This window comes from Pseudomonas sp. GB2N2 (assembly GCF_054897705.1).
Window position 1 is genome coordinate 1,025,289 of record NZ_CM142701.1, and the last position, 26,860, is coordinate 1,052,148.

Below are 26,860 nucleotides of genomic sequence, written 5' to 3' on the forward strand. Positions count from 1 at the left end.
GTTCGAATCCATGAAACCTGGCGGGTTAGCCTGCCAGTGCGGTGGGAGTTTCGAGCAACGCTTGCAGCGGCCGTGGATCAATCCAGTCGCGCACATCGAAGCTGTTCGGGATGAAGCGCCAGCGATGCAGGAAGTGGGTGAAATCCTGCAACGCGGCAATGGCTTGCTCGTCGAGTTCGGTGCGCAGGCGCAGGTGCGCGTCATCGCCATAGGCGGCGCTGACCCAGTACTCACTGCTGTTGGTTTCCCGGGCCAGGTAGCGACGGGTTTCTTCCGGATGGGTGTGGGCCCATTGTTCGGCGCGCAGGACCGAATCAAGAATGCCGGTGGCGACCTCGAAATGCTGGTCCAGCAGGTTCAGGTCCACGGCCAGCGTGCGCGGGGTGCCGTTGTTGCTGCGAATCAGCGGTTCCGGGTGCGAGCCGGTGTCGATCACGGTGTGCAGGCCAAACTCATGGGCCTGGCGCGCGGCACTGGCACCCTTGAGAAAAATCGCATCGACCTCGCCACGTAGCAGGCCGACCAGTTCCAGGTTACGGCCCTCGACCCGTTGCGCACTGATCGGCGTGCCGTTCACGGTCTGCACCTGCGGATCGCTGAACGTGCCGTCATAACGGAAGTTGACCAGCTGCACATCGCCGACTTGCAGGCCCTCCAGTTTCAGGGCGTTTTCCAGGCCGCGCAGGGCTTGGGCGCGGGTGAAGTCGATCTGCGCGCCGGCCCAGTCCGGCAGGCCAAAACGCCGGTCCTTGAGGTCCTTGACGGTTTTGATGCCGCTGTCGGCGCGGGTCAGGATCAGTTGCACTTCATCCGCCCAGGACAGGCCGATGACCCGGGTTTCCCGACCTTGAGCACGGGCCCAGATCGCCGGGATGTTGCCACCGTGGCGCACCGAGTTGCGCAAGGTGTGATCGAAATGCGATTCACGCACGGCTTTGTCGGTGGACTCGCGCAACGATTGCACTTCAGTGCCGAGGGCACCGACGGTGTCTTGCAGCCAGCCTTTTTGCACGGCGATGCCCAGCCCGGTCGGTACCGGGCAGCGCGTGTACCAGAGAGTGTCGAGGGGTTGCGTCATCAATGATTCTCCCGCCGCGCTCAGGCGCTGGCCTTCAAATTGGGTTGTGGTTGCGCCACAGGGTGTTGGTGCACCAGCGGCAGCACTTCCTGGCCGATGCGCAGCGCTTCTTCCAGGTGCGGGTTGCCGGCGAGGATAAACGTCGAGAAACCGGCGTCACGGTATTCGGACAGGCGCTCGGCGATGTTCTGATGACTGCCCACCAGGCCAACGGTCGGCCCCGGCTTCGCCTTGGCGAAACCGGCCCACAGGTTCGGGCCGATGATCAAGTCGTCAAAGCGATCGACGTTCTGGTGATACGCCGTTTGGCGTGCGCCACCGACTGAATCGGAACCGCTGGTAAAGCCTTTGGCGACCGCGCTGGTCTTGCCGTCGAGCTTGTCGAACTGGCGACGCAGATCCTTCCATGCCTGCTCTTCGGTTTCCCGGGCGAACAGGTCGACGCGCAAGCCGAAACGCACGCTGCGTCCCTGTTTGTCCGCCAGTTCGCGCACGCGCTCGATGTGCGGCTTAAGCTTGTCGATCGGCTCGGCCCAGTTCAGGTAAACGTCGGCGTGTTTGGCGGCGACATCCAGTGCCGCATCGGAGAATCCAGAGAAGTAAACGCCGGGTTTGCGCTCGTTGTGCAGACCGTGGGGCAGGGCGCCGTTCTCCAGTTGGTAGATGTCGCCATCGTAGGAGAAACGTTCGTTTTGCCAAAGGCCCTGAATGATGTCGAGGAATTCGCCGGTGCGCTTGTAGCGCTTGTCGTGGTCGAGAAAGTCACCGTTGGCGCGCTGACTGGCCGGGTTGCCGCCGGTGATGATGTTCCACTCCAGTCGCCCGCGACTGAGGTTTTGCAGGATCGCCGCTTGTTGTGCGGCGTAGGCCGGCAGGGTCCAGGTGGCCTGGAAAGCGATGAGGAATTTTATCCGCCGGGTTTCCCGGGCCAGGGCGGCGGCGACGATCCACGGCTCCGGTCCAGTGGGCAGGAGCGCGCCTTCGAAACCCGCCAGTTCGGCGGCTTTCGCAACCTGAGCGATGTAGTCGATGTAGGTGAAATCATCCGGTTCACCATTGGGCAAACGCCCCGGTGCGATGTTGCCCGGGCGGTAGTCTGAGGCGCCACGGTTGTGTTTGTCGGTGGTCAGTTGCGGACCATCGGTGCCCAGCGGCAGTCGCCAGAAAAATTCAGTGCTCATGGGATGCTCCTGATCCAGGTAGGCGTTGCGTCGCGCAGGTGCGCGGACGCTTTGTCAGGGGTGGTTGCAACGGACATGCCATGGCCGGCGGGGTGGGTTTCGGCCAATGGGGGCGGGTGTTTGTTTGAGGGAGGGGCGCATCGGAGGGTACAAGTTGCTTCTGCAGCAGCAGTCCGTCAGCAGTGGTTGCTCGGGGTGCAGCAGGTGGTTTTCATGGCGATCCGGGAATCGCCATCGCTGGCAAGCCGGCTCCTACACGGTCGCCGATAACCCGCAGGAGCCGGCTTGCCAGCGATGGCGGTCTTGATTATGCCGGGGCGGTGGCGACGATATCGTCTATCGACGCACCCGCTTCGGCACTGCGCAAATAGGTCTGGTACAGCGCCGCATATGCGCCACCCTGATCGATCAACAGGTTGTGCGGCCCTTGTTCGACCAGCCGACCGTGACGAATCACCGCAATGCGATCCGCATCGCGAATGGTCGCCAGGCGGTGGGCAATGATGATCGCGGTGCGACCCTCGCAGAGTCGGCGAAACGCGCGCTGAATGCGCCGCTCGGTGTGGACGTCGACCGCCGAGGTGGCTTCGTCCAGCACCAGCACCGCCGGATCGGCGAGGTAGGCGCGCACCAGGCACACCAGTTGTCGCTGGCCATGGCTCAAGTGCCCGCCCAGCGGCCCGACTTCGGTGTGGTATTGATGCGGCAGGCGCTCCAGCACTTCGTCCGCGCCCAGCTCGCGGGCGGCGGCAATCAGGCGCGCATCGTCAGCCAGTGGCGCGGCGAGGCGCAGGTTGTCGAGGATGCTGCCGCTGAACAACACGTTGTCTTGCAGGACCACGCCGACGTTGCGCCGCAGTTCATGCTGGGTGAGGTGGCGGATGTCGACGCCGTCGAGTTTCACCGCCCCCGATTGCACCTCGTAAAAGCGCGTGAGCAACTGCACCAGCGTGCTCTTGCCGTGGCCCGAAGGCCCGACGATCGCCAGCACTTCACCGGCCGGAATGTGCAGGTCCAGATCGTTGATCACCGGCGAAGCGCTATCGGCATCGTAGGCAAAACGCACCCGCTCGAAGCTCACCTCGCCCCGGGCCTTGCCCAGTTGGCGAGGAGTGACGCTGTCGTTGATCTCCGGGCGCGTGTCGAGCAACAGAAAGATCCGCTGCGCCGAGGCCGAACCGGTGGCATAGCGCTCGAACAGGTCCGACAGTTCCTGCAATGGTCCGAGGAACAGGAACACGTAGAACAGACTCTCGGCGACCTGGCCCACGGTGACGTCGGCCTGCGCTAGTCCATAAGCGCCGACCAGTAACAGCACCGCCATGCCGGCCGAGCTCAGCAGCGCGGTGAACGGCGCAAACCAGCTGGAGCGCAGGCTGCCCCGGATCAGCGCTTGATTGAAGTCAACCAGCAGACCGCGATAACGCCGCAGGTTCGGCGCTTGTTGGGCGCATTGCTGCAACATGCGGGCGCCACTGACGCTTTCCACCAGATGTGCGGTGAAGCGGCTGCGGTTCTCGGCGACCTTGGCCCAGTTGCGCTGGGAAATACGTTTGAAGCTCCAGGTCGCCAGCACCAGCAGCGGCACCGTGGCCGCGAGGCTGAGGAAGAATCGCGGGTCGATCTTCCAGAGCATTACCGAGGCCAGTGCGCAGCGCAGCAACGCGCCCAACAGCTCGGGCGGGCCTTGAATCAACAGCGGTTCAAGCGCATCGACATCGCGGTCGGCACGGGAAATGATCCGACCGGCCTTGGTCCGGTCGAAGTAGCTGACGCTCAGGCTCTGTACATGGGCGAATACGCGCACGCGCAAGTCGTTGAGCACGCGGATCGCCGCGCTGCCGGCGACGAATTGCGAAATCCCGGCGAGCAGGAAACGCCCGAGCCAACTGGCTGCCAGTCCGAGACCGAGCCAGAGCACCAGGCGCTCATCGATCAGCCAGTGATCGTTCTGCTGAATCAGCCCGCGATCAAGCAGTTCACGGACAAACCACGGGCGCAGAAATACGGTGAACACCAGCAGTACTTCGATGCCGATGACCCCGAAAATGTGCCGGCGAATCGGTTTCAGCAGTGGCAGCAGCCGGCTGAACACGCTGCGGTCGAGGGCCTTTTTCGCGAGCATTTCTTCAATTTCGATATCGCTCAGGGCCTTGCCGGCGATTGGGTTAGCCATGGTCGATCCCTAGCAGGTCGCGGTAGTCCGGATGGGTGTGCAGCAGTTCAGCGTGTGTGCCGTTGGCGATGATTTTGCCGTCCTGGAGCATCAGCACGCGGTCCGCCAGAAGGATGGTCGAGAGCTTGCCGGAGATCACCAGCAGTGTCGTGGCCCGGCCCTGGTCGCGGCGCAGTTGGCGAATGTTATTCAGCACCTGGCGTTCGCTGATCGCGTCCAGCGCACTGGTGGCATCGTCCAGGCACAGAATGTCCGGCGCGCCGAGCAGGGCGCGAGCCAGGCTCAGGCGTTGGCGCTGTCCACCAGACAACGTCACGCCGCGATCCCCCAACGGCGTGGCCAAGCCCTGCGGCAGGCGTTCCAGCACATCCTCGGCAGCTGCCAGGCGCAGACCATTGCGCAATTGCTGGTCGCTGGCGTTCGGGTTGGTCAGGCGCAGATTGGCGGCGAGGGTGTCGGAAAACAGGAAGCTTTCCTGTGGCACCACGTGAACCCGGCGCCGCAGTTCGTCCAGATGCAAATCGCGGATGTCTTGCCAACCGGCACTGTCGGAACCGATCAGCACGCGACCGGCACTGGCGTCACTCAAGCGTGGCAACAGGCTGGCCAACAGGCTTTTGCCGGTGCCGGTGGCGCCTACCAGCGCGACGATTTCACCCGCCTGCAAGGTCAGTGAACAGTCACGGAGAATGTCCAGGCCGCCCCCGGGGGCGCTGACATTGACGTGCTCCAGTTTCAGCCCCAGCGGTGTGTCGGGCAGGCTGGCGTTGCCGCTGCGAATCGCCGCGGGCTCGTCCAGCAGTTGCCAGATGCGTTCGGCGCTGGAACGGGCATCGGCGAAGGTTTGCATCACCCGGCCAATGCCTTCGATGCGGAACACCAGGGTGGTGGCGATCAGCAGCGACGTCACCAGTTCACCGATGCCCAGTTGCGCCGTGGCCACCAGGTGCGCGCCGTAGACCAGAATCCATACGTGACCCAAGGCGACGACGGCTTGGGGCAATGGAATTCGCGAACTGGAATAGGCCAAGGCCTGGCGGGCGTGCTCGGCAAACACTGCCACTTGCCCGGCAAAACGCTGGATGCGGCTGTGCTCCAGGCTGAACGACTTGATCACCCGCACACCGCCGATGCCTTCGCTGAGGTCCTGATTGACCCGGTCATACGCTGCGCCGACCGCGCGATCGAGGCCGACCAGACGCTCGGTCTGGCGCACGAAAATCCACAGGCCGAACACCGTCAGCAGCAGCGGCACCAGCCCGAGGAACGGGTTGTACCAACTCAGCAGTCCGACCGTCGCCAACACCACCAGCGGGGTTTCCACCACCTGACGCCAGAAACTGATCAGGGCATCGCGGACCTTGTCGGCATCGCGGGTGGTGCGGGTGATCATTTCCCCCATGCCGTGTTGCCAGTGATAACCCAGGTGCAGGTTTTGCACCTGTTGCAGGATGCGTTCGCGCAGGCGCGTCAACAGCTCCTGGCTGAGCACCAGTGACAAGACGCTGGCGGCGTACTGCAACGCGCCGCGACCGAAGGCCACGGCGAGCATCAGCCACAACCAGTACCAGCCGAGGCCGGCGTCAAGGCTGCCATCGGCCTGGCGCACCACCGCACGGCCGGCACTGACGTCATTGACCGCGTGGCCGATCAGCCATTGCTGCCAGACCAGCCCGAGGTTTACCGCGATGTACAACGCTGCCACCAGGGTGAAGCGCCAGGGCATTTCCCGGTAAATCGCCAGGCTGCGCAAGAGAGGGTGTTTTTCGATCATGGAAAAGCTCTGTGAAGAAAAGGCAGTGCACCGCCGCTTCCCTGTAGGAGCGAGCCTGCTCGCGATGGACGTTAACGATAACGCGCGCTTTCCATTGGAACGCGGCGTCCTTGAGGCCATCGCGAGCAGGCTCGCTCCTATAAGGGAGAGGGTGTCGCGAAAATTAGCGGTTGTCTGTGGTCGCGCCCTGTTTTTCCTTGGCGTTGAGGATCGCGGTGTATTCGCCCGGATCAATGCCGTTGAGGTAGTAATTGCCGACGTGGTGCAGACGCCAGCGGATCGGGTCGTGGGTGGTATGGACCCGGGCGTTGCGCCAGAAGCGGTCGAGGTTCCATTTGGTCAGCGAGGAACTGGCGCCGAGCAGGGAGAAGATGTCGCTGGAGATTTTCAGCGACGCCGCATCGGAATGCGCGCGAGCGGTGGCGACCGACAAAATCAGCTCGTCCTGCAGTTCTTTGTTGTCCGGGTCCAGTTCGTGTTGGTCAAACACCCGCGCCGCGTCGCGCAGCAGCGATTGCGCGCCGCGCAGGGCCACGGCGTATTCGCCGATCTGCTTGATGATGTGGGGTTCCTGATTGGCGTGATCGACGCCGCTTTCCACCCAAGGTCGGGCGTTGTGATTGAGGTAGTTCACCGCGGCGGACAGCGCGCCCTCGGCAATGCCGGTGTCGATCGCCGCGTGAAGAATCTGAGGGAAGGTCAGGCCTGTGCGTTTCATCGGCCCCTTTCGCCGGGAGACGAAGCCTTCGTCGAGTTCGATGTTTTCAAAAATCACCGTGCCGCTGACCGAGTTTTTCTGGCCGAAGGCTTCCCAGTCATCCACCAGCGTCAGGCCCGCCGTGTTGCGGTTGAGCAGTACTCCGGCACCGCCGTCATCGCTGGCGGCGGTCAGTGAAATCCATTCGGCGAGGTAGGAACCGGTGGAGTAGAACTTGCTGCCATTGAGGATCAATTTGCCGTCGGCGCGGCGCTCGACACGGGTCTTGAGCGCGAATTTGTTCTTGCCGCCGACTTCCGCCAGCGCATTGCCGAAGCGCTTGCCGGCCAGGACATCGCGGACCAACCGGTCGCGGATGTCGTCCGTGTAGCCGGTGAAAATTCCCCGCAGCATGACGTTGTGGATTTGCAGCAACTGACCGACGCCACCGTCGGCGACGGAAATGATGCGCACGGTCTCAACGATGGTTTCCACCGAGACACCGAGCCCCCCAAACGCCTTGGGCACGCCAATCGCAGTCAAGCCGCTCTCGGACAACAGCTGCGCCTGACGCCGTGGCAGCTGACCGTTCTGGCTGGCGTCGGCGGCGATCTCGGCGATCACCACGGCGATTTCTTTCGCCACGGCGATGGCTTGCGCTTCGCTGTCCAGCAGGCGGATCGGTGCCGGTTCCTGTACCAGTTGCCCATCGGGATTCTGTTCGACCTTGCTCATTGCCGTTCCTCTGATCATTGATCTGATGATGTCCATGAAACTTGCACAGATCCTTGTAGGAGCCGGCTTGCCGGCGATGGCGTCGGCGGGGTCGACGCAAGGCTTGAGGGCCAATCGCCGGCAAGCCGGCTCCTACAGGGGGGCGGTGTTTCCTGAATGTTGTCAGGCCTTGAGCAAGTTCTGCGCCAAGGGCTGGAACCCCCGGCCGGCGCGGGGTTTAAGCTGAGGGTGTTGCTGGGGAAGCAGTGACTCGCGGTCGACTGCTCGACCAGCAGCAGTCGCCGCGCAATGCTGCTGGCCGGTCAACAATCGGCAGCGGTTTAGGGTTGAAAGTCAGGCGCAAAGCCCCGCAAAACGGGACTTTCAGTTTTTGGCACGGGCGCTGCAATGACTCTGGCAATAGTCACTTGCCCACCCAACGGAGCTGTCCATGACGCTTGCTGCCCAACAATCCCGACCCGCTGCTCCGGCTGAGCTGGAGCAGATCTGGTTCACCCGTTGCCCGGTGCCAACCGCTTCCGGCATCGCTTACAAACTCGGCTGGCTCAGCGAGGAATTCGCCGCCGATGGCTTGCCGGTCTCGACCTTGCAGGAGGCCCGTCAACTCGGCCATCACCACTACGATCATGAGTTGCCGGGCCTGTTTCGCGAAGGCGGCAACGTGCCTGCTTTGGCCGCACGGTCGGCCGGTGCGCCGAGTCGCTTGATCGGCCTGACCTGGATCGAAGAATGGCAGACCATTCTGGTTCGTCCGGACTCCGGCATTCGTCGCCCGGAAGACCTCAAGGGCAAACGCCTGGCGCTACCGGCGTGGGGCGAAAACCGTCCTGGCAGCATCGCTCGCGCCATGAGCCTGCATGGCTATAAAGGCGCGTTGAGTCTGGCGGGGCTGGATTTTGATGACGTCGAGCTGGTGGAAGTCGCCCTGCAGAATCAGGAGCAGGCAGCCAATCCGCAGGAAGGTTTGCAACGCCTGTGGTCGGGCCTCGATTACCTGGTGCGCGGTGAAGTCGACGCGGTGTATGTCAAAGGCGCTTCCGCCGCCGATGCGGCGCGACGTCTCGGGCTGGTGGTGGGCATCGACCTCGACCTGATCGCCGAACCGCGCTATCGCATCAACAACGGCACGCCGCGGCCGATCACCGTGCACCAGAGCCTGCTCGACAACCATTTCGACCTGGTGGTGCGCTTCCTCGCGCAAACCCTCGCCGCCGCCGATTGGGCCGCCAACAACCGCGACGCGCTGAACGCGATTCTTGAAGAAGAAACCCGCGCCGGCAGTGCCGGTGTCGCCGAGGCCTATCGCGGTGAATTCCACACCACGCTGGCCCCGGACCTGTCCGGGCAGCGTCTGGAGTTCCTCGATATCCAGAAAGATTTCCTTTACCTGCACGGCTTCCTGGAGCGCGATTTTTCCATCGCCGACTGGGTCGACCCGCGCCCGTTGCAAGCCGCCCATGAACTGCTGGCCAAGCGCCGCGCCTGAATCTGGAGAACTGCCATGACCATTCTTGTTAATGAAAAGCTCGTGAACGAGCAACTGATCAGCGAAGAACTGAAGGACTTCATCGACAAGGTGCTGATCGAGGCTGAAGAAGCCTTCACCGTGTTTCGTGAAACGAACACCATCACCGCCGCCGGTACCGTCGGGTTCATCGAGCGCGTGCCGGGCCAGGAACTGCTGGTGTCGGTGAACTACGGTGGCCCGTGGAATTACCGTAAACCGCTGCAAGCCACGGTCACCGACTTCGACGGCAACGTGATCTATGGCAAAGGCAAGGGCGGGTTGGGGCGCTACACCAAACTGTTCCAGCAACATGCCGATGTCACCACTGTGTCCCACGTGCACTCGCCGTACCTCGGCGCGTGGGCGCAAACCCATCGCACACTGCCGTTCCATTACGTGCCGGTGCAGCGATATCAGCTGGCCCGCGAGTTGCCGGTGTACATCGACCGCCGTCAGCAGGAAGTCGATTTCATCCTCGACAAGATCGCCGAAAACCCGTTCAACCTGGCGATTCTGGAAGCCAACGGCGGGTCCACCGTCTGGGGAAAACAAGGCCTGCGCGCCACCGCCGAATTCATCCTGTTGCTGGAGGAGGGCGCGCAACTGCAACTGCTCGCCGACGCCCTCGGCGGTTCCCGCGCCTATGGCCCTGGCGTACTGACCCAGCAATGGAAAATGAGCGGCCTGTACGACAAAGCCACCGAATTGGGCCTGGTGCCGGCGATCGATCGCCGCAGTTAATTGGCGGCCACTGGCGTACACCGATGACCCTGAACAATCTCAAAACCCTGTCGGAGCCAGCCTGCTGGCGATGGAGTTTCAGTCGCCATTTGTTTAGCTGACACACCACGCCAGCCTGCTGGCTCCCAAAGGGATCGGATTCGGCTGAAAAAAAGTCGGCACACACTTCAAGGAACACACCCATGGCGGTAAAAATTCTCTGGTACCTCACCACCCCCGACGGGCCTTACCCGTGGGAGCCCGAGGGCCGCTGGACCACCGATTTCGAGCATTTGAAACAACTCGCGGTGGCCAGCGACCGACTCGGTTATTACGGCTCGCTGCTGGGTTCCAGCCCCAACGAAAGCCTGGCCGTCGCGGCGGCCCTGATCGATGCCACCAAACGCCTGAAATTTCTCGTAGCGCAGCACCCCGGCGAACTGTCGCCAGCGGTGTTGGCCAAGTGGGCGTTGACCTTCGATCAATTCTCCAACGGCCGGTTGCTGTTCAACGTAGTCAACGGCAATGACGCCGGCCTCGCCACCCTCGGCGTGCATTATCCCCACGACGAGCGCTATGACTTCAGCCTCGAATACTGGCGCGCGTTCCAGAGTTTCTACGCTGGCGAGACCTCAGGTTTCGACGGCCAATACGTCAAGCTCGCCCCCCGTTCGCCGGGTGCTGCCAGTCACCCGTTGGGCGGTTGGCATCCACCGAAGCACAAGCCCGGCATTCCGTTGTGGGGCGCTGGCACGTCGGGACCGGGTGTGGCGCATTCGGTGCAGTTGCTTGACGTCTACCTGAGTTTCGCCAACACGCCGCCGAAACTCGGCGAGAAGTTCCGTAAAGTCGCGGCGGAAGCGGCGAAAATCGGCCGCGAACTGACCTTCGGTACGCGCCTGCAAATCATCGTGCGTGAAACCGAGGAAGAAGCCTGGGCCCACGCCGAAAAGCTCCTGCAACGCACTTCGCTGCAAACCGCTCGGAACGCCATCGAACGTCAATTGCCCCCCGGCGAAACCCTGGAAAACTTCCACAGCGACGACCCGCAAATCCAGCGCAACGTCGAGACCCTTCGCGCCGGCCGCTTGCCCAAGGCGCGGGATCTGGAGATCTACCCGAACGTCTGGCTCGGCCCGAGCCTCTTCGGTTTCAACATCCTTGGCCCGGCGGCTGGCACCTATCTGGTGGGCAGCGCCGAGCAGGTCGCCGAGCGCATTCGTGAGTACGAAGCCCAAGGCACGTCGGCCTTCATCCTGTCCGGTTTCCCGCTGATCGATGAAGCGCACCGGGTGGCGGATCTGTTGTTCCCGCTGCTCGACCTGGATCACGGCTTCGACGTGCCGCGACTGGGTGTCAGCACCCCGGCATCGCAACGTACGGCAGCGGCCGAACCGGTCTGAGGAGACACCGATGAACGAATTTTCCCGACGCCGATTTCTCGGCAATGGCCTGGCCGTTGGCGGTGGCCTGTTGCTCGGCAGCAGCCTGCTCAGCGGTTGCGACAGTGGCGCAGCGGTCAATGCCGGCGCTGCGTTGTCCAGCACGCCAGTGCACGGTGGCCGCTTGCGGGTCGGCATCATCGATGGCGATCAGTCGGGCAACCTCGACGCGCACAAGCCGGTAGGCGGCGGGATCATTCGCGGCTGGGCGCTTTACAGCAAGTTCTGGGAATGGAACACCGACGTCAGCACACGCCTGGCCCTGGCCGAGTTCGCCGAGCCTAATGCCGATGCCAGCGCCTGGACCATCCGCATCAAACCGGGCCTGGAATTCCATCACGGCAAAAGCATCGGCGCCGATGACATGCTGTTCTCGATCCTGCGCCTGACCGACCCGAAACTCGCTTCGCCGTTTGCCGGTCTGGTGGGTGCCATCGACCGCAACGCGCTGCGCAAGCTCGACGCGCGCACCCTCGAAATCCGCTTCAAGGAAGGCCAGAGTTTTTACCCGCTGGATGAAACCCTGATCAGCTTCGGCGGCATCGTCCCTACCGATTACGACCCGATCAGCAACCCGGTTGGCGCCGGGCCGTACAAGCTAAAGAGTTTTATTCCCGGCCAGCGCTCGCTCTATGAACGCTTCGAGAACTACTACAAACCCGGCCAGCCGTATGCCGATGAACTGGAGATCATCGAATTCAAGGATCAGGTGTCCCGCGCCGCCGCGTTGCGCGCCGGGCAGATCGACGTCGCCAGTGGCGTGCAGGCTGAACACAGTGCATTGCTCAAGGCCGATTCACGGCTCAAGTTGTACGCCTCACCGAGCACGTCGTTTACCGGCTTCAACCTGAACCTGGCCAAGGAACCGTTCCAGGATCAACGGGTGCGCCAGGCGTTCCGCCTGCTGGCCGATCGGCGCGAGTTGGTGGATCGCGGGCTCAATGGATTCGGGCGCATCGCCAACGACCTGTATTCGCCCCATGACCCGACGTACAACCACAGCATCGCCCAGCGCCCCTACGATCTGGAACAGGCGCGTTCGCTGCTGCGTCAGGCCGGTCAGACTGATCTGCGAGTGGAGCTGACCACCACGCCCGGGCCGGCGGTCAATGCGGCACTGGTGTTTGCGCAGCAGGCGAAAAAGGCCGGGGTCGAGATCAAAGTCACTCAGGTCGATGGCTCCGTATTCAATGGGCCGCAACGGGAAAACTGGCTGCTGTCACCGAGCTCGACGCCGGCTCGCGGATTCCTCGCCTCGGCGCTGCACAACGACGCGCCGCAGGCGATCTACAACCGCAGTAATTTCCACGACGAACGTTTCAGTGCGTTGTACCGCCAGGCGCTGGCGCAACCCGACCTTGAGCAGCGCAAAGTGCTGGTGCACGAAGCGCAAAGCATTCAACACGAGCGCGGTGGCCTGCTGATCTGGGGCTTCAACGATGTGCTGGACGCGGCATCGGTGCGCGTGGGAGGACTGCAACCGGAGCAGACCACGTTTGCCTCATGGCGCTTCGATGAAATGTGGGTGAACCATGCCTGAGGCTTTTTGCAAGGAACCCCGCACGCCGGCCTGGCTGTCGTGGTTTGTCGGGCGGTTGGGTTATGGCTTGCTGACGGCGTGGGTCATCAGCCTGGTGGTGTTTATCGCCACTCAGGCGCTGCCATCGGACCCGGCCAGGGTCATTCTTGGCCCCGAGGCACCGCTGGAAAGCATTCTCACCCTGCAGCGCCAATTGGGTTTGGACCGGCCGATTCTCGAGCAATACCTGCGCTGGCTCGGGCAAGCACTGAGCGGTGATCTCGGGGTGTCGCTCGACTCCAACGCAGCGGTCGGCAGCTTACTGTTCGGCCGTTTTGGCTATACGTTGGCGCTGCTGGCCGGCGTGATTGCGCTGGTGGTGCCGGCGGCGTTATTGCTCGGCGTTTCCCTGGCGCTACGGCGCGACGGCCGGCTCGACCGCTGGAGCCTGTCGCTGCTGATCTTTCTCAAAGCCACACCCGGTTTCCTGTTGGCCATCGGCCTGGTGTTGCTGTTTTCCATGCCGCACATGGACTTCCTGCCGGCGGTGTCGATCCTCGATCCGGACAAATCGCTGCTGCGTCAATTGGCGTTTCTGGTGCTGCCTGTACTGGCCTTGAGTCTGTCGGCCTTGCCGTACCTGACGCGCATGGTGCGGGCCTCGATGATCGAAGCGCTGGAATCCGATTACGTGGTGGCCGCGCGGCTGCGCGGGATTCCCGAATGGCGCATCGTCTGGCGCCACACGCTGCCCAACGCACTGATTCCGGCGATTCAGGGCGTGGCGCTGACCCTGCGCACGCTGATCGGCGGTGCGCTTTTGGCCGAGGTGATTTTCAGTTACCCGGGAATCGGCACCTCGCTGAACTCGGCGATTCAGATGCGCGATTTGCCGATGATCCAGGCCATCGTGCTGGTGATCACCCTGGGCGTGGTGCTGATCAACCTGTTCGCCGACCTGCTGACCGTACTGCTCACCCCGAAGCTGCGCACCGCGCGCCGGGTGACCATGATCCAGCGCAACCGCCGGGGCATTCAGCCCTGGTGGCGGCGTTCCCCGTCCAAGGCGCCTTGAGAGGTAATGCATGATTGACTTCCGACGTTCGCGCTGGCGCCTGTGGCTGGCAGAACCGCAAATACGCAAGGGCGCGCTGATCACGGCGCTGGTGGTCGCCCTGGCATTGTTCGGCCCCTGGCTGGCGCCTCACAACCCGACGGAAATGCTGGGTTCGGTGTACGGCGCGCCGGTTGGCGCAGCGTTGCTGGGCTATGACTTTCTTGGGCACGACGTAGTGTCGCGGTTGCTCAGCGGTGGGCTGTCGGTGTTGTGGATGTCCGTTGCAGCGGCGTCGATTGCGCTGTTGACGGGCAGTACGCTGGGTTTGCTCGCGGGGTTTTCCCGGCGGCGACTGGATCAACTGATCACCTGGCTCGCGGACGTGTCGCTGGCCTTTCCCGATTTGATTCTGGTGCTGTTGATCGTCTCGATGCTTGGCCGTGCGCCGTGGTTGATCGTGTTGACCGTGGCCATCGCCTTCACTCCCGGCGTGATTCGCCTGGCGCGGGGCAGCGCGGTGACCGTGGCGGGGCAGGAGTTCGTCGAGGCTGCGCAGATGATGGGATATTCGCGGCGCAGGATTTTGTTCAAGGAAATTCTGCCGAACATCGTCACGCCGCTGCTGGTGCACTTCGGCAACCTGCTGACCTGGGGCGTGGGCATGCTCTCGGGCCTGAGTTTTCTCGGCTACGGCGTGGCGCCACCGACCGCCGATTGGGGGTTGATGATCAATGAAAACCAGGCCGGTCTGTTGGTGCAACCTTGGGCCGTGCTGGCGCCCGCGATCCTCATCGGCATTTTCGCCTATGGCACCAATATCCTCGCCGAAGGCATCGGTCGCCGCAGCTCACGGATCGGAGAAAAACTGCCATGAATGCACTGGCCGGGATCGAATCCCGTCACCCGGTAACAACGGCCGGGGTGTTGCAGGTTCTGGATTTGCGCGTCGAGTTGGCGGGGCAGATCGATGTGCTGTCCGGAGTGTCTTTCAGTGTGGAGGCGGGCGAGATTCTCGGCTTGGTCGGCGAGTCCGGCTCCGGCAAGACCACCCTTGCTACGGCGTTGCTCGCCCATGCAAGGCGCGGCGCGCGGATTGTCGGTGGCCATGTCGACGTAGCGGGGCAGTCGTTGCTGACGCTGAAGGGCGAAGCGCTGCGCCGGGCTCGAGGCAGCCTGATCGGCTACGTTGCTCAGGACCCGGCGACGGCGCTGAATCCGGCGCTGCGCATTGGCAGTCTGTTGCGCGAAACCCTGGAGGCGCATCAAGTCGATCTGGATCGTGCTGCGCAGCAGCAGCGCATCGTCGATACCTTGCGTGATGTCGGCCTGCCGGACGATTCGGCGTTTCTGCGACGTTTTCCCCATCAGCTTTCGGGCGGGCAGCAGCAACGGGTAATGCTGGCGCTGGCGTTTGTACTGCGGCCGCAATTGATTGTCCTCGATGAGCCGACTACGGCGCTCGACGTCACCACCCAGGCGCACATCCTCGCGACCTTGCGCCGATTGTGTAAAAGCCTCGGCGTCGCGGCGGTGTACGTGTCCCATGACCTTGCGGTGATCAAGGACCTGGTGGACCGGGTGATGGTGATGTACGCCGGGCGACTGGTCGAAATCGCGAGCCGCGAGGCGCTGTTCAATCGACCGGCGCACCCGTACACCCGGGGTTTGCTCGCAGCGATTCCGGATGTCGCGCAACGCCGGGATTTGCAGGCGATTGCCGGGCAGGCCCCGGCGCCGGGGCAGCGACCGCAGGGCTGTGCCTTTGCGCCTCGCTGCTCGCGCAGGGGTGCGGCGTGTTCCCTGGCCGAACCTGCCTTGCGGGATTTGTCTTCAGCGCAGCGTGTGGCGTGCGCTGATCCGTATCTTCAGGCGTTGCAGTTGTGTGCCCAGGCGCCGGAGTTGCCGGTCGACGCGCCAGTGGAACGGGCGCCTTTGCTGGAGATCAAGGACCTCAACGTGGCCTACGACCGCCAGGTGTTGTTCGACGTTTCCCTGCACGTGGCCGCTGGCGAATGCCTGGCACTGGTGGGCGAATCCGGTTCCGGCAAGACCAGTCTCGCCCGTGCGATTGCCGGGCTGGGGGACAATGCCGAAGGCGAATTGCTTTATGCGGGCGCCGCGTTGAGCCTGTCGGCGCGCAAGCGTGACGGTCGGCAACGGCATCAGATTCAGTACATTTTCCAGAACCCTTACCGGGCGCTGAACCCGCGGCAGACGGTTTACCAGACCCTGAGTGCGCCGCTGGAACACTTCTTCGGCATCAAGGGCGCCGCAGCCCGCCAGCGTGTGGAGGCGGTGTTGCAGCGGGTTTCGCTGCCGGCGTCGGTGGCGGATGTGTACCCCCACAGTTTGTCCGGTGGCGAGCGTCAGCGTGTGGCGATTGCCCGGGCATTGGTCTGTGAGCCGAAACTGCTGATCTGCGACGAAATCACCTCGGCGCTGGACGTCTCGGTGCAGGCGTCGATCCTGGCGTTGTTGCGTCAATTGCAGGTGGAGGGGCTGACGCTGTTATTCGTCACCCACGACCTTGGCGTGGTCCGCGCGATTGCCGACCGGGTGTTGGTGCTGAAGGTGGGCCGGGTGGTGGAACAGGGTCTGGTGGACCAGGTTCTGGACCAACCGCAGGCGGCGTATACCCGCACGCTGCTGGAGAACTCGCCGACGTTGGGCACACATCCGTAGGAGTCCGGCTTGCTGGCGATGGCGGCCGTGAAATCGCCATCGCCGCGGTGCGACGACTCGGCAAGCCGTACGCCTGCAGAGATTGCGTTGCGCTTAGAGGCTGGTCGCGAGTTTTCCGCTGGAGAGGCGGCGTTTGTAGGCGCTGTCGCGGTTGGCCAGCCAGTAGTAGAGCGGCGAGGTGATGATCAGGCCGACCAACCACGACAGGTCGGCGCCGTTGATGTGTTCGGAGATCGGCCCGACGTACAGCGGCGTGTTCATGAACGGAATCTGCACGGCAATCCCGATTGCGTACGCCAACAACGCTTGCGGGTTGTAGCGGCCATAGATCCCGCCATCGACTTTGAAGATCGAGTTGATGTCGTACTGACCTTTGTGAATGGCGTAGAAGTCGATCAGGTTGATCGCGGTCCACGGCACCAGTACCACGAGCAGCACCAGCACCATGTCGACGAAGTGGCCGATGAAGTTGGCCGAGGCACCGACCGCAGCGAAGCAGCAGGCGCCGAGGACGATGATCGAGAGGACGGCGCGGCTTTTCGCGGTGGGAATCCAGCGGTAGGCGAAGGTCTGGATCAGGGTGATCAGCGACAGCACGGCGCCGTAGAGGTTGAGGGCGTTGTGGCTGATCACACTGAGCAGAAACAGCACCAGCATCAACGGGCCGATGGCCCCGGTGGCGAGTTTGACCGCGTCCATGGTGTCCATGCCGACCGGTGTGGCGAGCACGGCAACGGCGCCGAAGATGAACGAAAGGCTGGAGCCGAGCACTGTGCCCAGATAAGTCGTCCAGAAGGTCGCGGCCACAGGCACGTTGGCCGGCAGATAGCGCGAGTAGTCAGACACGTAGGGCGCAAACGCAATCTGCCACAGCGCGGCGAGGGACACGGTGGCAAGCCAGCCGGAGAGGTTGAAGCTGCCACGGGTGAGGAAATCGACGGTCTGCACGTGGGTAAAAATGTAGCCGAAGCCGAGCACGATGCCGGCGCCGAGTACCCAGGTGCCGATGCGGTTGAGCACGTGGATAAAGCGGTAGCCGATGATGCCGATGATCCCGGAACCAAGGGCACCGATGACGATCCCGACGGGCACCGGCACGCTGTCGACCACGCCGTGCAGGGACTTGCCGGCGAGAACGATGTTGGAAGCGAAAAAGCCGATGTACATGATGCCGGCGATCAGCACCACCAGCAGTGCGCCGAGGGAGCCGAATTGGGCGCGGCTCTGGATCATTTGCGGGATGCCCATCTGCGGGCCTTGCGCCGAGTGCAGCGCCATCAGCACGCCGCCGACCAGGTGGCCGACGAGAATGGCGACGATGCCCCAGACCAGGTTGAGGTGGAACATCTGCACGCCGAGGGCGCCCGTGACAATGGGCAGCGGCGCGATGTTGCCGCCGAACCAGAGGGTGAACAAGTCGCGGGTTTTACCGTGGCGATCTTCGGGCGGCACGTAACCGATGGTGTGTTTCTCGATGAGCGGGGCGGAGGTTGTTGCTGCGGTAACCATGACGGACTCCAAGGCAATTTTGAGTACGTGGACGTACTTCGGTGAGCGCCACACGAGTGCAACGCTTTTCTTGTTGGAGTGGATGATGTGCGGTGGGTGGGGATAGATAAATTACAAAGATTGTTGGTAGAGACGTTAAAAAAAATGGCTCGCCGGACAGCAAAAAAAACCTGTAGGAGTGAGCCTGCTCGCGATCGCGGAGTGTCAGGCGACATCGTCGTTGACTGACACTCCGTGATCGCGAGCAGGCTCACTCCTACAGGGGTTTGCGGGGGGGCGATTGTGCGATCACCACCCAGCTATGAGCTGATGAACGACAGCATCCTTTGCAGCATTTCATCGCAGCCATTGAGCTGTTCAATGCTGACAAACTCATCCGGTTTGTGCCCCTGATCCATGCTGCCAGGACCGCAGACGACGGTGGGGATGCCGGCGGCGTCGAACAGCCCGCCCTCGGTGCCGAAGGCCACGGTGCCGAATTCGCGGGAACCGGAAAACGCAGCGATCAACTCAGCTGCTTCACTGTGCGCGTCCGTCGCCAGTCCGGGATACGCCGACAACTGGCTGAAGCGAATCTCGCTGCGCTCACTCACCGCACGCATGCGTGGCAAAACCTGTTGCTCGGCATACGCCTTCAGCTCCTGCGCAACCTCGCTCGGATCGTGCGAAGGCAGGGCGCGGATTTCGAAGTCGAAGCGGCAATCGGCGGGGACGATGTTCAGCGCTTTGCCGCCGGAAATCACCCCGGTTTGCACGGTGGAAAATGGCGGATCAAATCGCTCGTCGTGATGCTCTGACGCTTTGAGCCGATTGCCAATTCGCCCCAGTTCACCCATCAATTCAGCGGCGTATTCAATCGCGTTAACGCCCAGCGGCGCGTACGCCGAATGGCACGCTTCACCGTGAACATCGCAACGCATCGCCAGTTTGCCTTTGTGCCCGAGCACCGGTTTCAGCTCAGTCGGCTCGCCAATGATGCACAGCATCGGCTTGACCGGACGCCGTTCCAGTTCCGTCAGCAACGAGCGCACGCCCAGGCAGCCGACCTCTTCATCGTACGAAAGCGCAATGTGTACCGGCATTTTTAGAGAAGCATTGACGAGGGCAGGAACAAGCGCCAACACGCAAGCGATGTAACCCTTCATATCCGCCGTACCGCGCCCGAACAGTTTGCCATTGCGCTCGGTCAGCTCGAACGGCGCCACCGTCCACGGCTGACCGTCGACCGGCACCACATCGGTGTGACCCGACAGCACGATGCCCGGCAAATGCGCCGGGCCAATGGTTGAAAACAGGTTGGCCTTGCTGCGCTCCTCGTTGTAGATCAGCTCGCAAGGCACTTCAAATCCGGCCAGATAATCACGGACAAACTCGATCAGTTGCAGGTTGGATTCGCGGCTGGTGGTGTCAAACGCCACCAGCGTCTGCAGCAAATCGCGGCTGCTGTTCATCGGTCGTCCCCGGCAACGCCGTAGCCGGGGGATTTGTCCGGGGCGAGGGCGCGGTCGATGTAGTCCTGGACTTGCGGCCGATAGGCGATCCAGAGTTTTTCCAGTTCGCCGATGGGGTTTTCGCCGGCCCAGTCCACGCGCAGGTTGATGATCGGCCACGTCAGCTCGCCGACCACGACCATTGCGGCTGAATGCACCGGACCGGCTTCGCCACCGGCGGCGATGGCGGCTTTCATCGCGGCGAGCATGCGGTCGGCGAGTTGACCTTCGCCGTGCTCAAAGGCCTCGACCATGGCTTCGATCACCCCAGGGGCCGCCAGCATATTACCGGCGGCGACGCACTGTTCACCGGACACCGCATTGTGGTTGCCCAAAGTTTGCCCGCCGCTGAAGTGCGCGGTCTGGCCGAGGTGGTCGATTGCGGTGATCTGCCGGAATTGGCTGTAGCCGTTGCGCGTGAGCACGTTGTCCAGGGCTTCGGCGGGCGTGAAGCCTTGCTCCATGAGGGCGAGGGTTTCCGGGCCGAGGGAGGGCAGGGTGATGTTTTGCGTGGAGACCGCGCCGACACCTGGCAGCAGCCACGGGCAACGGGCGCCGACGGCGATGCTGGAGGAGCTGATGGCAATGCCGAACTGGCCGGTTTCGGGGCAGCGGGCGGCGATGGAGAAGGTCATGGGGTTTACTCCTTGATGAATGAGGTGTCTGGCCCGGCCTCATCGCGAGCAGGCTCACTCCTACATTGGAATGCGATCAAATGTGGGAGCGAGCCTGCTCGCGATGGCCGCGACTCGGTCTACTCGGGAATCACCGCAATCACATCAATCTCCATCAACCACTGCGGTTGACCCAGCGCCGACACCACCAGCCCGGTGGAAATCGGGAACACGCCTTTGAGCCACTTGCCGACTTCCTGATACACCGGCTCGCGATACCGCGGATCAATCAAGTACGTCGTGGTTTTGACGATGTGGCTCAGATCGCTGCCAGCCTCTTCCAGCAATTGCTTGACGTTGCGCATGGCTTGCTCGGTCTGCGCGCGCGGGTCACCGAGGCCCACCAATTGGCCTTCAAAATCGGTGCCGACCTGGCCGCGAACGTACACCGTGTTGCCGGCACGGACCGCCTGGCAAAGGTCATTGTCCAGGCTCTGATTCGGGTAGGTTTCCTTGGTGTTGAACATGCGAATGCGGGTGTGGGTTGGCGTGGACATGTGAAACTCCTGAAAAATGGCTTAGGCGCTGACCGTTTTTTTAGTGACGACCGAGGCGACTTCAGCCTCGCGTTGCGCCGCATCGTGATAGGCGAGATACGAACGCTGGATGGCGATGTGATCCGCCACGTACTTGGCGTCATGCCAGACGCCCCAGATGAACGAAGACCCGCGACGCGACTGCCATGGCAAACCGAGGAAGTACACGCCCGGTTCGCTTGACACACCGCGCTGATGCTGCGGCTTGCCCTTGTTGTCGAAAGCACCGACTTTCAGCCAGCTGTAATCGGTGGCAAAACCGGTGGCCCAGATGATCGACGTCACGCCGGCCTTGGCCAGGTCCAGTTCGAGGATCGGATGGGTCACGCAGTCCGGGTCCGCGAAGGTCATCCGCGCTTCCGGCTCTTGCGGCAGGTCCAGGCCGTTGCGTTCGATGTAGGCATCCGCAGCGTTGAGCAGCGCCAGATAATTCTCGTCGCCACGGGCCAGATTCTCGGCAAGGTTCGCCTGGAAGGTCGCCACGCTGCCGTTGAACGCCTGGGTCAACCCCACCAGCGTCATGCCGCGATGCGCCAGCCCACGGAAATCCACGGTGCGGCCGCCCTGTGCGCCGCTGACGGCAATGGTCACGTGCTCGCGGCCCGGTTTCATTGCCACTTGATCCCACTCGCCGAGCACGCCCAGCCACCAGCAGAAATCCCGATCGCGGTAAGCGCGAGGCGGGCGGTCGTGGGCGCCGACGGAGAGGTAAACCTGCTTGCCGGAACGCTGCAATTCATCGGCGATCTGCACGCCCGACGAACCGGCGCCCACCACCAGCACGGCGCCTTCAGGCAATTGTTGCGGGTTGCGATAATCGGCGGAGTGGATCTGCAGGAACGGCTGATCCTGCGGCGCAATCGGCGGGATCACCGGGCGCTGGAAAGGCCCGGTGGCGGCAACCACGCGGTTGGCTTCGATCACGCCTTCAGAAGTTTCAATGGTGAAGCCCGGGCGACCGACGTTGCGTTCAACCTTCAATACGTCCACGCCGGTGCGGATCGGCGCGTTGAATTTCCGGGCATAGGCTTCGAAGTAATCGGCGACACGTTCTTTCGGCGCAAATTCGTCGGGGCCGAGGTCGTCAAAATTCAGACCCGGAAAGCGGTCGTGCCAGGCCGGACCGTTCGCCACCAGCGAATCCCAGCGGCCGGTGCGCCAGCGTTCGGCAATTCGGTTGCGCTCGAGCACCAGATGCGGCACGCCCAGCTTGCTCAAATGCTCACTCATGGCCACGCCAGCCTGACCGGCGCCAACAATCAGCGTGTCTGTTGTTATTTTCTCAGTGGTCATCTCTATACCCTTCGAGTTGGATTGAGGTCGCTAACGGCCTGCCATTTCTTGGGCTCAAGACTAGGGATGACCCTGGTATCGGTAAAATATTATTAAGCTGGCATTTGAGTATAAATAACTGAGGCAGAGCTCTTTCTGTAAACTGCCCACACCTTTTTCAACCTCGAACAAGAGCATCCCATGGCCAACCAGGACATCATCTTTACCCCCGATCCCGACGCGGATTCCATCTCCTCGGACGTTGCCGACTTCAACGGCATCCTCGTTTCCACCCAGATCCCGACCCGCGCCGACGGCAGCCTGGAGCTGGGCGACATCACCGCGCAGAGCGAGTGCACGTTGCAGGCCTTAAAGGTTGCGCTGGAGCGCGCCGGCAGTTCCATGGACCGCGTCATGCACCTGACCATCTACCTCACCGACCTGGCCGACCGTGCCGCATTCAACGAGGTCTACAAGCGTTTCTTCGCCAAGCCATGGCCGGTTCGCGCCGCAGTGGGTGTGGCGTTGGCGGTTGAAGGAATGCGGGTGGAAGTGACCGCGATGGCGGCCAAGGCCTGAGCAGCCAGACTCAATACACGACCTACAATGACCGTGCTGGTCGTTAAAGCCTTGTGCTCGCGGGTGCCAGGTTGTCCAGCAACCACTCGACGAAACTCCGCGCCAACGGATCGTTCTCACTGTCCCGATGCGTCAACAACGCCCAGTTCGGCCCGCGAATGGTTTCCTCCACTAACGGCTTCAACTGCCCATTCGCAAGCGCCGGCCGACTCAATAACTGGCTGACCAACGCAATCCCGAGACCCGCACACGCGGCGTCCATCAGCAAACCGGGATCGGAAAAATTCAGCCCCTGATCCTGCTGCCCGACATCAATCCCGGCCTCCACGGCCCAATGACTCCAGTCCATTTCCCGCTCGCCGTGAAGGGTGGTGCGCTGGTCGGCGGGGAGCGCCAACACCTGCGGGTGACAGGCCGGATAGAGGCGATCGGCGTGCAGCACTCTGAAACTGCACTCAGCCTGAGAGCTGATGTCATCGCGCACGGCGAGGTCGATGGTCTGGGAGGCCATGTCCGGGACTTCATCGGTGCTGAAAATCCACAGGTCGACTTCCGGATGCTCCCGTCGGAAATCCGCCAACCGTGGCAGCAACCAGTGTCGGGCGAAGGCCGGCGTCGTGTTGAGCACCAGTTGGTTGGGTTTCTGGTATTGCCCGAGGCGACGAATGCCGACCGCCAGTTGCTGCAACAGCGCCTGGGTGGTGCTGAGCAAATCGTGGCCGGCATCGGTCAGGCTGACGCTGCGTCCGCTGCGATGAAACAGCGGCTGCTCGAGGTACGCCTCAAGGGTGCGAATCTGCTGGCTGATCGCCGATTGCGTCAGGTGCAACTCGTCCGCCGCCTTGTGAAAACTGCCCAGCCGCGCGGCGGCTTCAAAGCCGCGAAGGGTGCTGAGCGGGGGCCAGTGCTTGAGCATATTGATAAGTTCCTCTAATCACTTCTCTGCAAAATCCATCGTTTGTTCGCCCGTTTTGGCGGCCGTAGCATGCATGCCAGGACCACACAGATCATTTTCATTGAACACAATGACTTAACTCAAGGGTGCTTGTCATGCAACAGAACGAACTGCAAAACATCGACTGGAAGATGCCGGCGGAGTGGGTAAAGCACGCGGCGACCTGGATGGTCTGGCCGCACAACCAGGCACTGTGGGAGTCGGGTTGGCGCGTTACGCTGGCACAAGTGCAAGTGAATTTTGCCGGGGTGGCCAACGCCATTGCCCGTTTTGAACCAGTGAAAATGGTCGTCGATCCATCGGCGGTTGCCAGCGCCAGAGCGCTGTGCGGTCCCAACATCGAACTGATTGAATTGGCGGTCAACGACAGCTGGTGCCGCGACTCCGGCCCGAGCTTCGTCTGCCACCCGCAACAAGGGCTGGCCGGTGTCAGCTGGCGCTTCAACGCGTGGGGCGGTAAATCGGCCCACGATCTGGATGAAGGGCTGGCCCGCAGCGTACTCAATCACCTCGGCATGCCGTGCTTTGGCACACCATTGAGCAATGAGGGCGGCGCCATCCATGTCGACGGCGAGGGCACCTTGATCACCACCGAGTCGGTGCTGCTCAACCCCAATCGCAACCCGGGAATGACCAAGGCCGAGATGGAAGAAATCTTTAGCCGTCTGCTGGGCGTGAAGAAAACGATCTGGCTGCCGGGCGACCCGGATTACGTGACGGGCGACATGACCGACGGCCATGTCGATGGCGTCTGCGCCTTCGCCCGTCCCGGCGTATTACTGGTGGACGCAACCCACGACAAACAGTCGGTGTATGCCGAAGTGGCCCGCGAAAACCGTCGTGCGCTGGAACTGGCCACTGATGCCAACGGGCGCAAATTCGAGCTGATCGAGTTGTATGAAGCGAGTGAAGCCGTGGACACCGAAGCCGAAGTGTTCTGCGCCTCGTACACCAACTTCTACATCGCCAACAACGCGATCATCATGCCGGCCTACGGCATCGCTGCCGACAACGCGGCGGCCGAAGTATTGGCTCAAGCGTTCCCGGGGCGCGAAGTGGTGCCGGTGCGGATCAACCACCTGGCGCATGGGGGCGGCGGGGTGCATTGCATCACCCAGCAACAGCCTGCCTGGCCAGTGAAGGGTTGATGCCATGACCATTCTGACGATTGCCACCACCCAGATGCCCTGCACCTGGGACTTGCCGAAAAACCTCGATCTCGCCGAACAGCTGGTGCGTGAGGCGGCGGCGAAAGGCGCGCAGGTCATCCTGTTGCAGGAGCTGTTCGCCACGCCGTATTTCTGCATTGAGCAAAGCCACAAGCACCTGGCGCTGGCCGAAGAATATCGGGTCAGCCACGTCCTCAAGCGCTTTGCCGCGCTGGCCAAGGAATTGGGCGTGGTGTTGCCGCTGAGCTGGTTCGAGAAGGCCGGCAACGCCTACTTCAATTCCCTGAGCGTGGCGGATGCCGACGGGCGTTTGCTGGGGGTCTATCGCAAGACCCACATCCCCAACGCCATCGGTTACCAGGAGAAGGAATACTTCAGCCCCGGCGACACCGGTTTCCGCGTCTGGGACACCGCGTTCGGGCGCCTTGGCGTAGGTGTCTGCTGGGACCAGTGGTTCCCCGAGACCGCGCGCTGCCTGGCGCTGATGGGCGCTGAAGTCTTGCTGTTTCCCACGGCGATCGGTTCCGAGCCTGGCTGTGCAGCGTTGGATTCACGCGATCACTGGCAGATGACCATGCGCGGTCACGCGGCGGCGAACATCTTGCCGGTGGTGGCGGCCAATCGCGTCGGCCGGGAAGTGGCGACGACCGATCCTGAGTTGCAAATGAGCTTCTACGGCTCGTCCTTCATCAGTAATCACAAGGGCAAATTGCTCGCCGAAGCCGACCGCGACAGCACCGGCGTGCTGGTGCACAGCCTCGACCTCGCCGCCATGCGCGAAGAGCGCCTGAGCTGGGGGATTTACCGCGACCGGCGCCCGGACATGTACGGGGCGTTGCTGAGTCAGGACGGTTGGAACATCAACGCACGCTGGAACACTCAAGGGGTTTGACATGGACATTGCGCACACGTTGTTGCTCGGGACCTTGGGAATGGCCCTCGCCATGCCGACGCTGCACGCTGAAGAGAAAACCCTGAGGCTGTACAACTGGGCGGATTACTTTGCCGAGGACACCCTGGCCAGATTCACCGCCGAAACCGGGATCAAGGTGATCTACGACGTCATGGACGGCAGCGAAACACTGGAAGCCAAGATGCTCGCTGGCGGCAGCGGTTATGACTTGATTTTCCCCGGCGACACCGTGGCCGAGCGCCTGGTGCGCGCCGGCAGCCTGTTGCCGCTGGACCGCTCGAAAATCACCGCGATGGATGACATCGAGCCCGGTTTGCAGAAACTGCGCACACAGTACGAGCATTCGAGCCAGGCCACCGTCCCGTACACCTGGGGCACCATCGGCCTGACTTACAACGATGAGCAGATCAAACAGCGTTTGCCGAACGCGCCGGTGAACAGCCTCGACCTGCTGTTCAAACCGGAACTGGCCAGCAAGTTGGCCGACTGTGGCATCTCGATGATCGATTCACCGGACGAAGTGTTGGCCGTGGTCCTCAATTACCTCGGCCGCAGCCCGCGCAGTGCCAAGCCCGAAGACCTTGCGGCCGCGAGTGAGCTGCTGATGAAACTGCGGCCGTACATTCGCAAGTTCCAGTCGCAACCGGTGACCGATCTGGTCAACGGTAACCTGTGCGTGTCCCTCGGTTACAGCGGCGACATGACCCAGGCGCAACGGACCTCGGACAGCGCCGGTAAAACCACGAAATTCGAGTACCGCATTCCCCGCGAAGGCACCACCGTGTGGATGGACACCATGGCCATCCCGGTAGACGCCAAACACCCGGAGTTCGCCTACGCGTTCATCAACTTCGTGATGCGCCCGGAGAACATGGCGGCCATCAGTAACTTCACCGGCTACCCTACCTCCAACGCCAAGGCCCGCCCGAATGTCGATGCGAGCATGCGCAACAACCCGGATATCTACCTTGATGAAGCCACCTACGGGCGCTTGATTCCGGGCAGGGACATTCCTCAGTCCGACATGCGCGCGCGGATGCGCACCTGGACCAAGTTCAAGACGGCCACGGCGAAATGAGTCGGTTTACAAAGTAGCTGGATCAATCGCAATCGCAACCCTTCAGGAGCGAGCTTGCTCGGTTATCCATGGATTTGAAGTAGGCTTTTTTCATGAAAGTCGGCGTGATTTCGTCGA

22 protein-coding genes are annotated in these 26,860 nt (G+C 62.4%); 11 read left to right on the forward strand and 11 right to left on the reverse strand.

All coding sequences use genetic code 11. The features are described 5' to 3' along the window. Positions 1 to 25 precede the first annotated feature (25 nt). From ACYZT4_RS04715 to ACYZT4_RS04735, 5 genes are all read right to left on the reverse strand, one after another. Positions 26 to 1,078 carry an ABC transporter substrate-binding protein gene (locus tag ACYZT4_RS04715; RefSeq protein ID WP_461985656.1) on the reverse strand — a complete coding sequence of 351 codons (1,053 nt, stop codon included), beginning with the start codon at positions 1,076 to 1,078 and terminating at the stop codon, positions 26 to 28. Positions 1,079 to 1,098: 20 nt separating this feature from the next. Beyond that, positions 1,099 to 2,259, reverse strand: a complete 1,161-nt coding sequence (locus ACYZT4_RS04720; RefSeq protein WP_461985657.1) for an LLM class flavin-dependent oxidoreductase — start codon at positions 2,257 to 2,259, stop codon at positions 1,099 to 1,101. Positions 2,260 to 2,566: 307 nt separating this feature from the next. After that, positions 2,567 to 4,435, reverse strand: coding sequence for an ABC transporter ATP-binding protein (locus ACYZT4_RS04725; protein WP_461985659.1), 1,869 nt, complete (start codon positions 4,433 to 4,435; stop codon positions 2,567 to 2,569). Further along, a complete protein-coding gene (locus ACYZT4_RS04730; protein WP_461985661.1) occupies positions 4,428 to 6,209 on the reverse strand; it encodes an ABC transporter ATP-binding protein in 1,782 nt (593 codons plus the stop codon). Before ACYZT4_RS04730 ends, ACYZT4_RS04725 begins: the two co-directional genes overlap by 8 nt. A gap of 163 nt (positions 6,210 to 6,372) precedes the next feature. Beyond that, positions 6,373 to 7,641 (reverse strand): acyl-CoA dehydrogenase family protein, encoded by a 1,269-nt coding sequence (locus ACYZT4_RS04735; protein ID WP_461985663.1) that lies wholly within the window; start codon positions 7,639 to 7,641, stop codon positions 6,373 to 6,375. 430 nt (positions 7,642 to 8,071) lie between these two features. Between ACYZT4_RS04735 and ACYZT4_RS04740 the strand changes: the two genes are divergently transcribed. The 7 genes from ACYZT4_RS04740 to ACYZT4_RS04770 all read left to right on the forward strand — a co-directional run bounded on the left by ACYZT4_RS04740 (position 8,072) and on the right by ACYZT4_RS04770 (position 16,568). Then, entirely contained in the window at positions 8,072 to 9,127 is a 1,056-nt protein-coding gene (locus tag ACYZT4_RS04740) for an ABC transporter substrate-binding protein (protein WP_461985665.1), read from the forward strand. A gap of 15 nt (positions 9,128 to 9,142) precedes the next feature. Further along, on the forward strand, positions 9,143 to 9,889 hold the full coding sequence (locus tag ACYZT4_RS04745; protein WP_461985667.1) for a class II aldolase/adducin family protein: 747 nt from the start codon (positions 9,143 to 9,145) through the stop codon (positions 9,887 to 9,889). Positions 9,890 to 10,071: 182 nt separating this feature from the next. Beyond that, the gene (locus tag ACYZT4_RS04750) at positions 10,072 to 11,271 is read left to right on the forward strand and encodes an LLM class flavin-dependent oxidoreductase (protein WP_461985669.1); all 1,200 of its coding nucleotides are present in this window, start codon (positions 10,072 to 10,074) and stop codon (positions 11,269 to 11,271) included. Between the two features lie 10 nt (positions 11,272 to 11,281). Continuing rightward, positions 11,282 to 12,850, forward strand: coding sequence for an ABC transporter substrate-binding protein (locus ACYZT4_RS04755; RefSeq protein WP_461985671.1), 1,569 nt, complete (start codon positions 11,282 to 11,284; stop codon positions 12,848 to 12,850). Continuing rightward, positions 12,843 to 13,904 (forward strand): ABC transporter permease, encoded by a 1,062-nt coding sequence (locus tag ACYZT4_RS04760; RefSeq protein ID WP_461985673.1) that lies wholly within the window; start codon positions 12,843 to 12,845, stop codon positions 13,902 to 13,904. Before ACYZT4_RS04755 ends, ACYZT4_RS04760 begins: the two co-directional genes overlap by 8 nt. 10 nt (positions 13,905 to 13,914) lie before the next feature. Continuing rightward, positions 13,915 to 14,760: an ABC transporter permease gene (locus ACYZT4_RS04765; protein ID WP_461985675.1), complete on the forward strand. Its 846-nt coding sequence runs from the start codon at positions 13,915 to 13,917 to the stop codon at positions 14,758 to 14,760. Further along, positions 14,757 to 16,568 carry a dipeptide ABC transporter ATP-binding protein gene (locus ACYZT4_RS04770; protein ID WP_461985677.1) on the forward strand — a complete coding sequence of 604 codons (1,812 nt, stop codon included), beginning with the start codon at positions 14,757 to 14,759 and terminating at the stop codon, positions 16,566 to 16,568. The genes ACYZT4_RS04765 and ACYZT4_RS04770 overlap by 4 nt, the downstream gene beginning before the upstream one ends. A 93-nt stretch (positions 16,569 to 16,661) precedes the next feature. Here ACYZT4_RS04770 and ACYZT4_RS04775 read toward each other — a convergent pair whose 3' ends face one another. The 5 genes from ACYZT4_RS04775 to ACYZT4_RS04795 all read right to left on the reverse strand — a co-directional run bounded on the left by ACYZT4_RS04775 (position 16,662) and on the right by ACYZT4_RS04795 (position 22,070). Beyond that, complete coding sequence (locus ACYZT4_RS04775) at positions 16,662 to 18,077, reverse strand: purine-cytosine permease family protein (protein WP_461985678.1); 1,416 nt, start codon at positions 18,075 to 18,077, stop codon at positions 16,662 to 16,664. Between the two features lie 299 nt (positions 18,078 to 18,376). Beyond that, complete coding sequence (argE, locus tag ACYZT4_RS04780) at positions 18,377 to 19,528, reverse strand: acetylornithine deacetylase (protein ID WP_461985680.1); 1,152 nt, start codon at positions 19,526 to 19,528, stop codon at positions 18,377 to 18,379. After that, positions 19,525 to 20,202: a DUF1028 domain-containing protein gene (locus tag ACYZT4_RS04785; protein WP_461985681.1), complete on the reverse strand. Its 678-nt coding sequence runs from the start codon at positions 20,200 to 20,202 to the stop codon at positions 19,525 to 19,527. Before ACYZT4_RS04785 ends, argE begins: the two co-directional genes overlap by 4 nt. 119 nt (positions 20,203 to 20,321) lie before the next feature. Then, positions 20,322 to 20,738, reverse strand: coding sequence for a RidA family protein (locus ACYZT4_RS04790; protein ID WP_201194257.1), 417 nt, complete (start codon positions 20,736 to 20,738; stop codon positions 20,322 to 20,324). A gap of 21 nt (positions 20,739 to 20,759) precedes the next feature. After that, entirely contained in the window at positions 20,760 to 22,070 is a 1,311-nt protein-coding gene (locus ACYZT4_RS04795; protein WP_461985684.1) for a flavin-containing monooxygenase, read from the reverse strand. Between the two features lie 180 nt (positions 22,071 to 22,250). On the opposite strand from ACYZT4_RS04795, the gene ACYZT4_RS04800 reads away from it, so the two are divergent. Continuing rightward, positions 22,251 to 22,628, forward strand: coding sequence for a RidA family protein (locus ACYZT4_RS04800; RefSeq protein ID WP_461985686.1), 378 nt, complete (start codon positions 22,251 to 22,253; stop codon positions 22,626 to 22,628). A gap of 43 nt (positions 22,629 to 22,671) precedes the next feature. On the opposite strand, the gene ACYZT4_RS04805 is transcribed toward ACYZT4_RS04800, so the two are convergent. Beyond that, complete coding sequence (locus ACYZT4_RS04805) at positions 22,672 to 23,544, reverse strand: LysR substrate-binding domain-containing protein (RefSeq protein WP_461985688.1); 873 nt, start codon at positions 23,542 to 23,544, stop codon at positions 22,672 to 22,674. A 134-nt stretch (positions 23,545 to 23,678) separates the two neighbouring features. Here ACYZT4_RS04805 and ACYZT4_RS04810 point away from each other — a divergent pair, with 134 nt between their 5' ends. The 3 genes from ACYZT4_RS04810 to ACYZT4_RS04820 are packed head-to-tail and all read left to right on the forward strand — an operon-like array spanning position 23,679 to position 26,743. Continuing rightward, complete coding sequence (locus ACYZT4_RS04810) at positions 23,679 to 24,731, forward strand: agmatine deiminase family protein (protein WP_461985690.1); 1,053 nt, start codon at positions 23,679 to 23,681, stop codon at positions 24,729 to 24,731. Positions 24,732 to 24,735: 4 nt separating this feature from the next. After that, entirely contained in the window at positions 24,736 to 25,644 is a 909-nt protein-coding gene (aguB, locus tag ACYZT4_RS04815) for an N-carbamoylputrescine amidase (protein WP_461985692.1), read from the forward strand. A 1-nt stretch (position 25,645) separates the two neighbouring features. Next, entirely contained in the window at positions 25,646 to 26,743 is a 1,098-nt protein-coding gene (locus ACYZT4_RS04820; RefSeq protein ID WP_461985694.1) for an extracellular solute-binding protein, read from the forward strand. Positions 26,744 to 26,860: the final 117 nt, after the last annotated feature.

Excerpts from the sequence above, each read along its gene's own strand:
- ACYZT4_RS04800 (WP_461985686.1), top strand. The coding sequence starts at position 22,251 with ATGGCCAACCAGGACATCATCTTTACCCCCGATCCCGACGCGGATTCC.
- ACYZT4_RS04725 (WP_461985659.1), bottom strand. The coding sequence starts at position 4,435 with ATGGCTAACCCAATCGCCGGCAAGGCCCTGAGCGATATCGAAATTGAA.
- ACYZT4_RS04745 (WP_461985667.1), top strand. The coding sequence starts at position 9,143 with ATGACCATTCTTGTTAATGAAAAGCTCGTGAACGAGCAACTGATCAGC.
- ACYZT4_RS04775 (WP_461985678.1), bottom strand. The coding sequence starts at position 18,077 with ATGGTTACCGCAGCAACAACCTCCGCCCCGCTCATCGAGAAACACACC.
- ACYZT4_RS04795 (WP_461985684.1), bottom strand. The coding sequence starts at position 22,070 with ATGACCACTGAGAAAATAACAACAGACACGCTGATTGTTGGCGCCGGT.
- ACYZT4_RS04750 (WP_461985669.1), top strand. The coding sequence starts at position 10,072 with ATGGCGGTAAAAATTCTCTGGTACCTCACCACCCCCGACGGGCCTTAC.
- ACYZT4_RS04770 (WP_461985677.1), top strand. The coding sequence starts at position 14,757 with ATGAATGCACTGGCCGGGATCGAATCCCGTCACCCGGTAACAACGGCC.
- ACYZT4_RS04730 (WP_461985661.1), bottom strand. The coding sequence starts at position 6,209 with ATGATCGAAAAACACCCTCTCTTGCGCAGCCTGGCGATTTACCGGGAA.
- ACYZT4_RS04755 (WP_461985671.1), top strand. The coding sequence starts at position 11,282 with ATGAACGAATTTTCCCGACGCCGATTTCTCGGCAATGGCCTGGCCGTT.
- aguB (WP_461985692.1), top strand. The coding sequence starts at position 24,736 with ATGACCATTCTGACGATTGCCACCACCCAGATGCCCTGCACCTGGGAC.
- ACYZT4_RS04820 (WP_461985694.1), top strand. The coding sequence starts at position 25,646 with ATGGACATTGCGCACACGTTGTTGCTCGGGACCTTGGGAATGGCCCTC.
- ACYZT4_RS04720 (WP_461985657.1), bottom strand. The coding sequence starts at position 2,259 with ATGAGCACTGAATTTTTCTGGCGACTGCCGCTGGGCACCGATGGTCCG.
- ACYZT4_RS04735 (WP_461985663.1), bottom strand. The coding sequence starts at position 7,641 with ATGAGCAAGGTCGAACAGAATCCCGATGGGCAACTGGTACAGGAACCG.
- ACYZT4_RS04760 (WP_461985673.1), top strand. The coding sequence starts at position 12,843 with ATGCCTGAGGCTTTTTGCAAGGAACCCCGCACGCCGGCCTGGCTGTCG.
- argE (WP_461985680.1), bottom strand. The coding sequence starts at position 19,528 with ATGAACAGCAGCCGCGATTTGCTGCAGACGCTGGTGGCGTTTGACACC.
- ACYZT4_RS04740 (WP_461985665.1), top strand. The coding sequence starts at position 8,072 with ATGACGCTTGCTGCCCAACAATCCCGACCCGCTGCTCCGGCTGAGCTG.
- ACYZT4_RS04785 (WP_461985681.1), bottom strand. The coding sequence starts at position 20,202 with ATGACCTTCTCCATCGCCGCCCGCTGCCCCGAAACCGGCCAGTTCGGC.
- ACYZT4_RS04805 (WP_461985688.1), bottom strand. The coding sequence starts at position 23,544 with ATGCTCAAGCACTGGCCCCCGCTCAGCACCCTTCGCGGCTTTGAAGCC.
- ACYZT4_RS04765 (WP_461985675.1), top strand. The coding sequence starts at position 13,915 with ATGATTGACTTCCGACGTTCGCGCTGGCGCCTGTGGCTGGCAGAACCG.
- ACYZT4_RS04810 (WP_461985690.1), top strand. The coding sequence starts at position 23,679 with ATGCAACAGAACGAACTGCAAAACATCGACTGGAAGATGCCGGCGGAG.
- ACYZT4_RS04790 (WP_201194257.1), bottom strand. The coding sequence starts at position 20,738 with ATGTCCACGCCAACCCACACCCGCATTCGCATGTTCAACACCAAGGAA.
- ACYZT4_RS04715 (WP_461985656.1), bottom strand. The coding sequence starts at position 1,078 with ATGACGCAACCCCTCGACACTCTCTGGTACACGCGCTGCCCGGTACCG.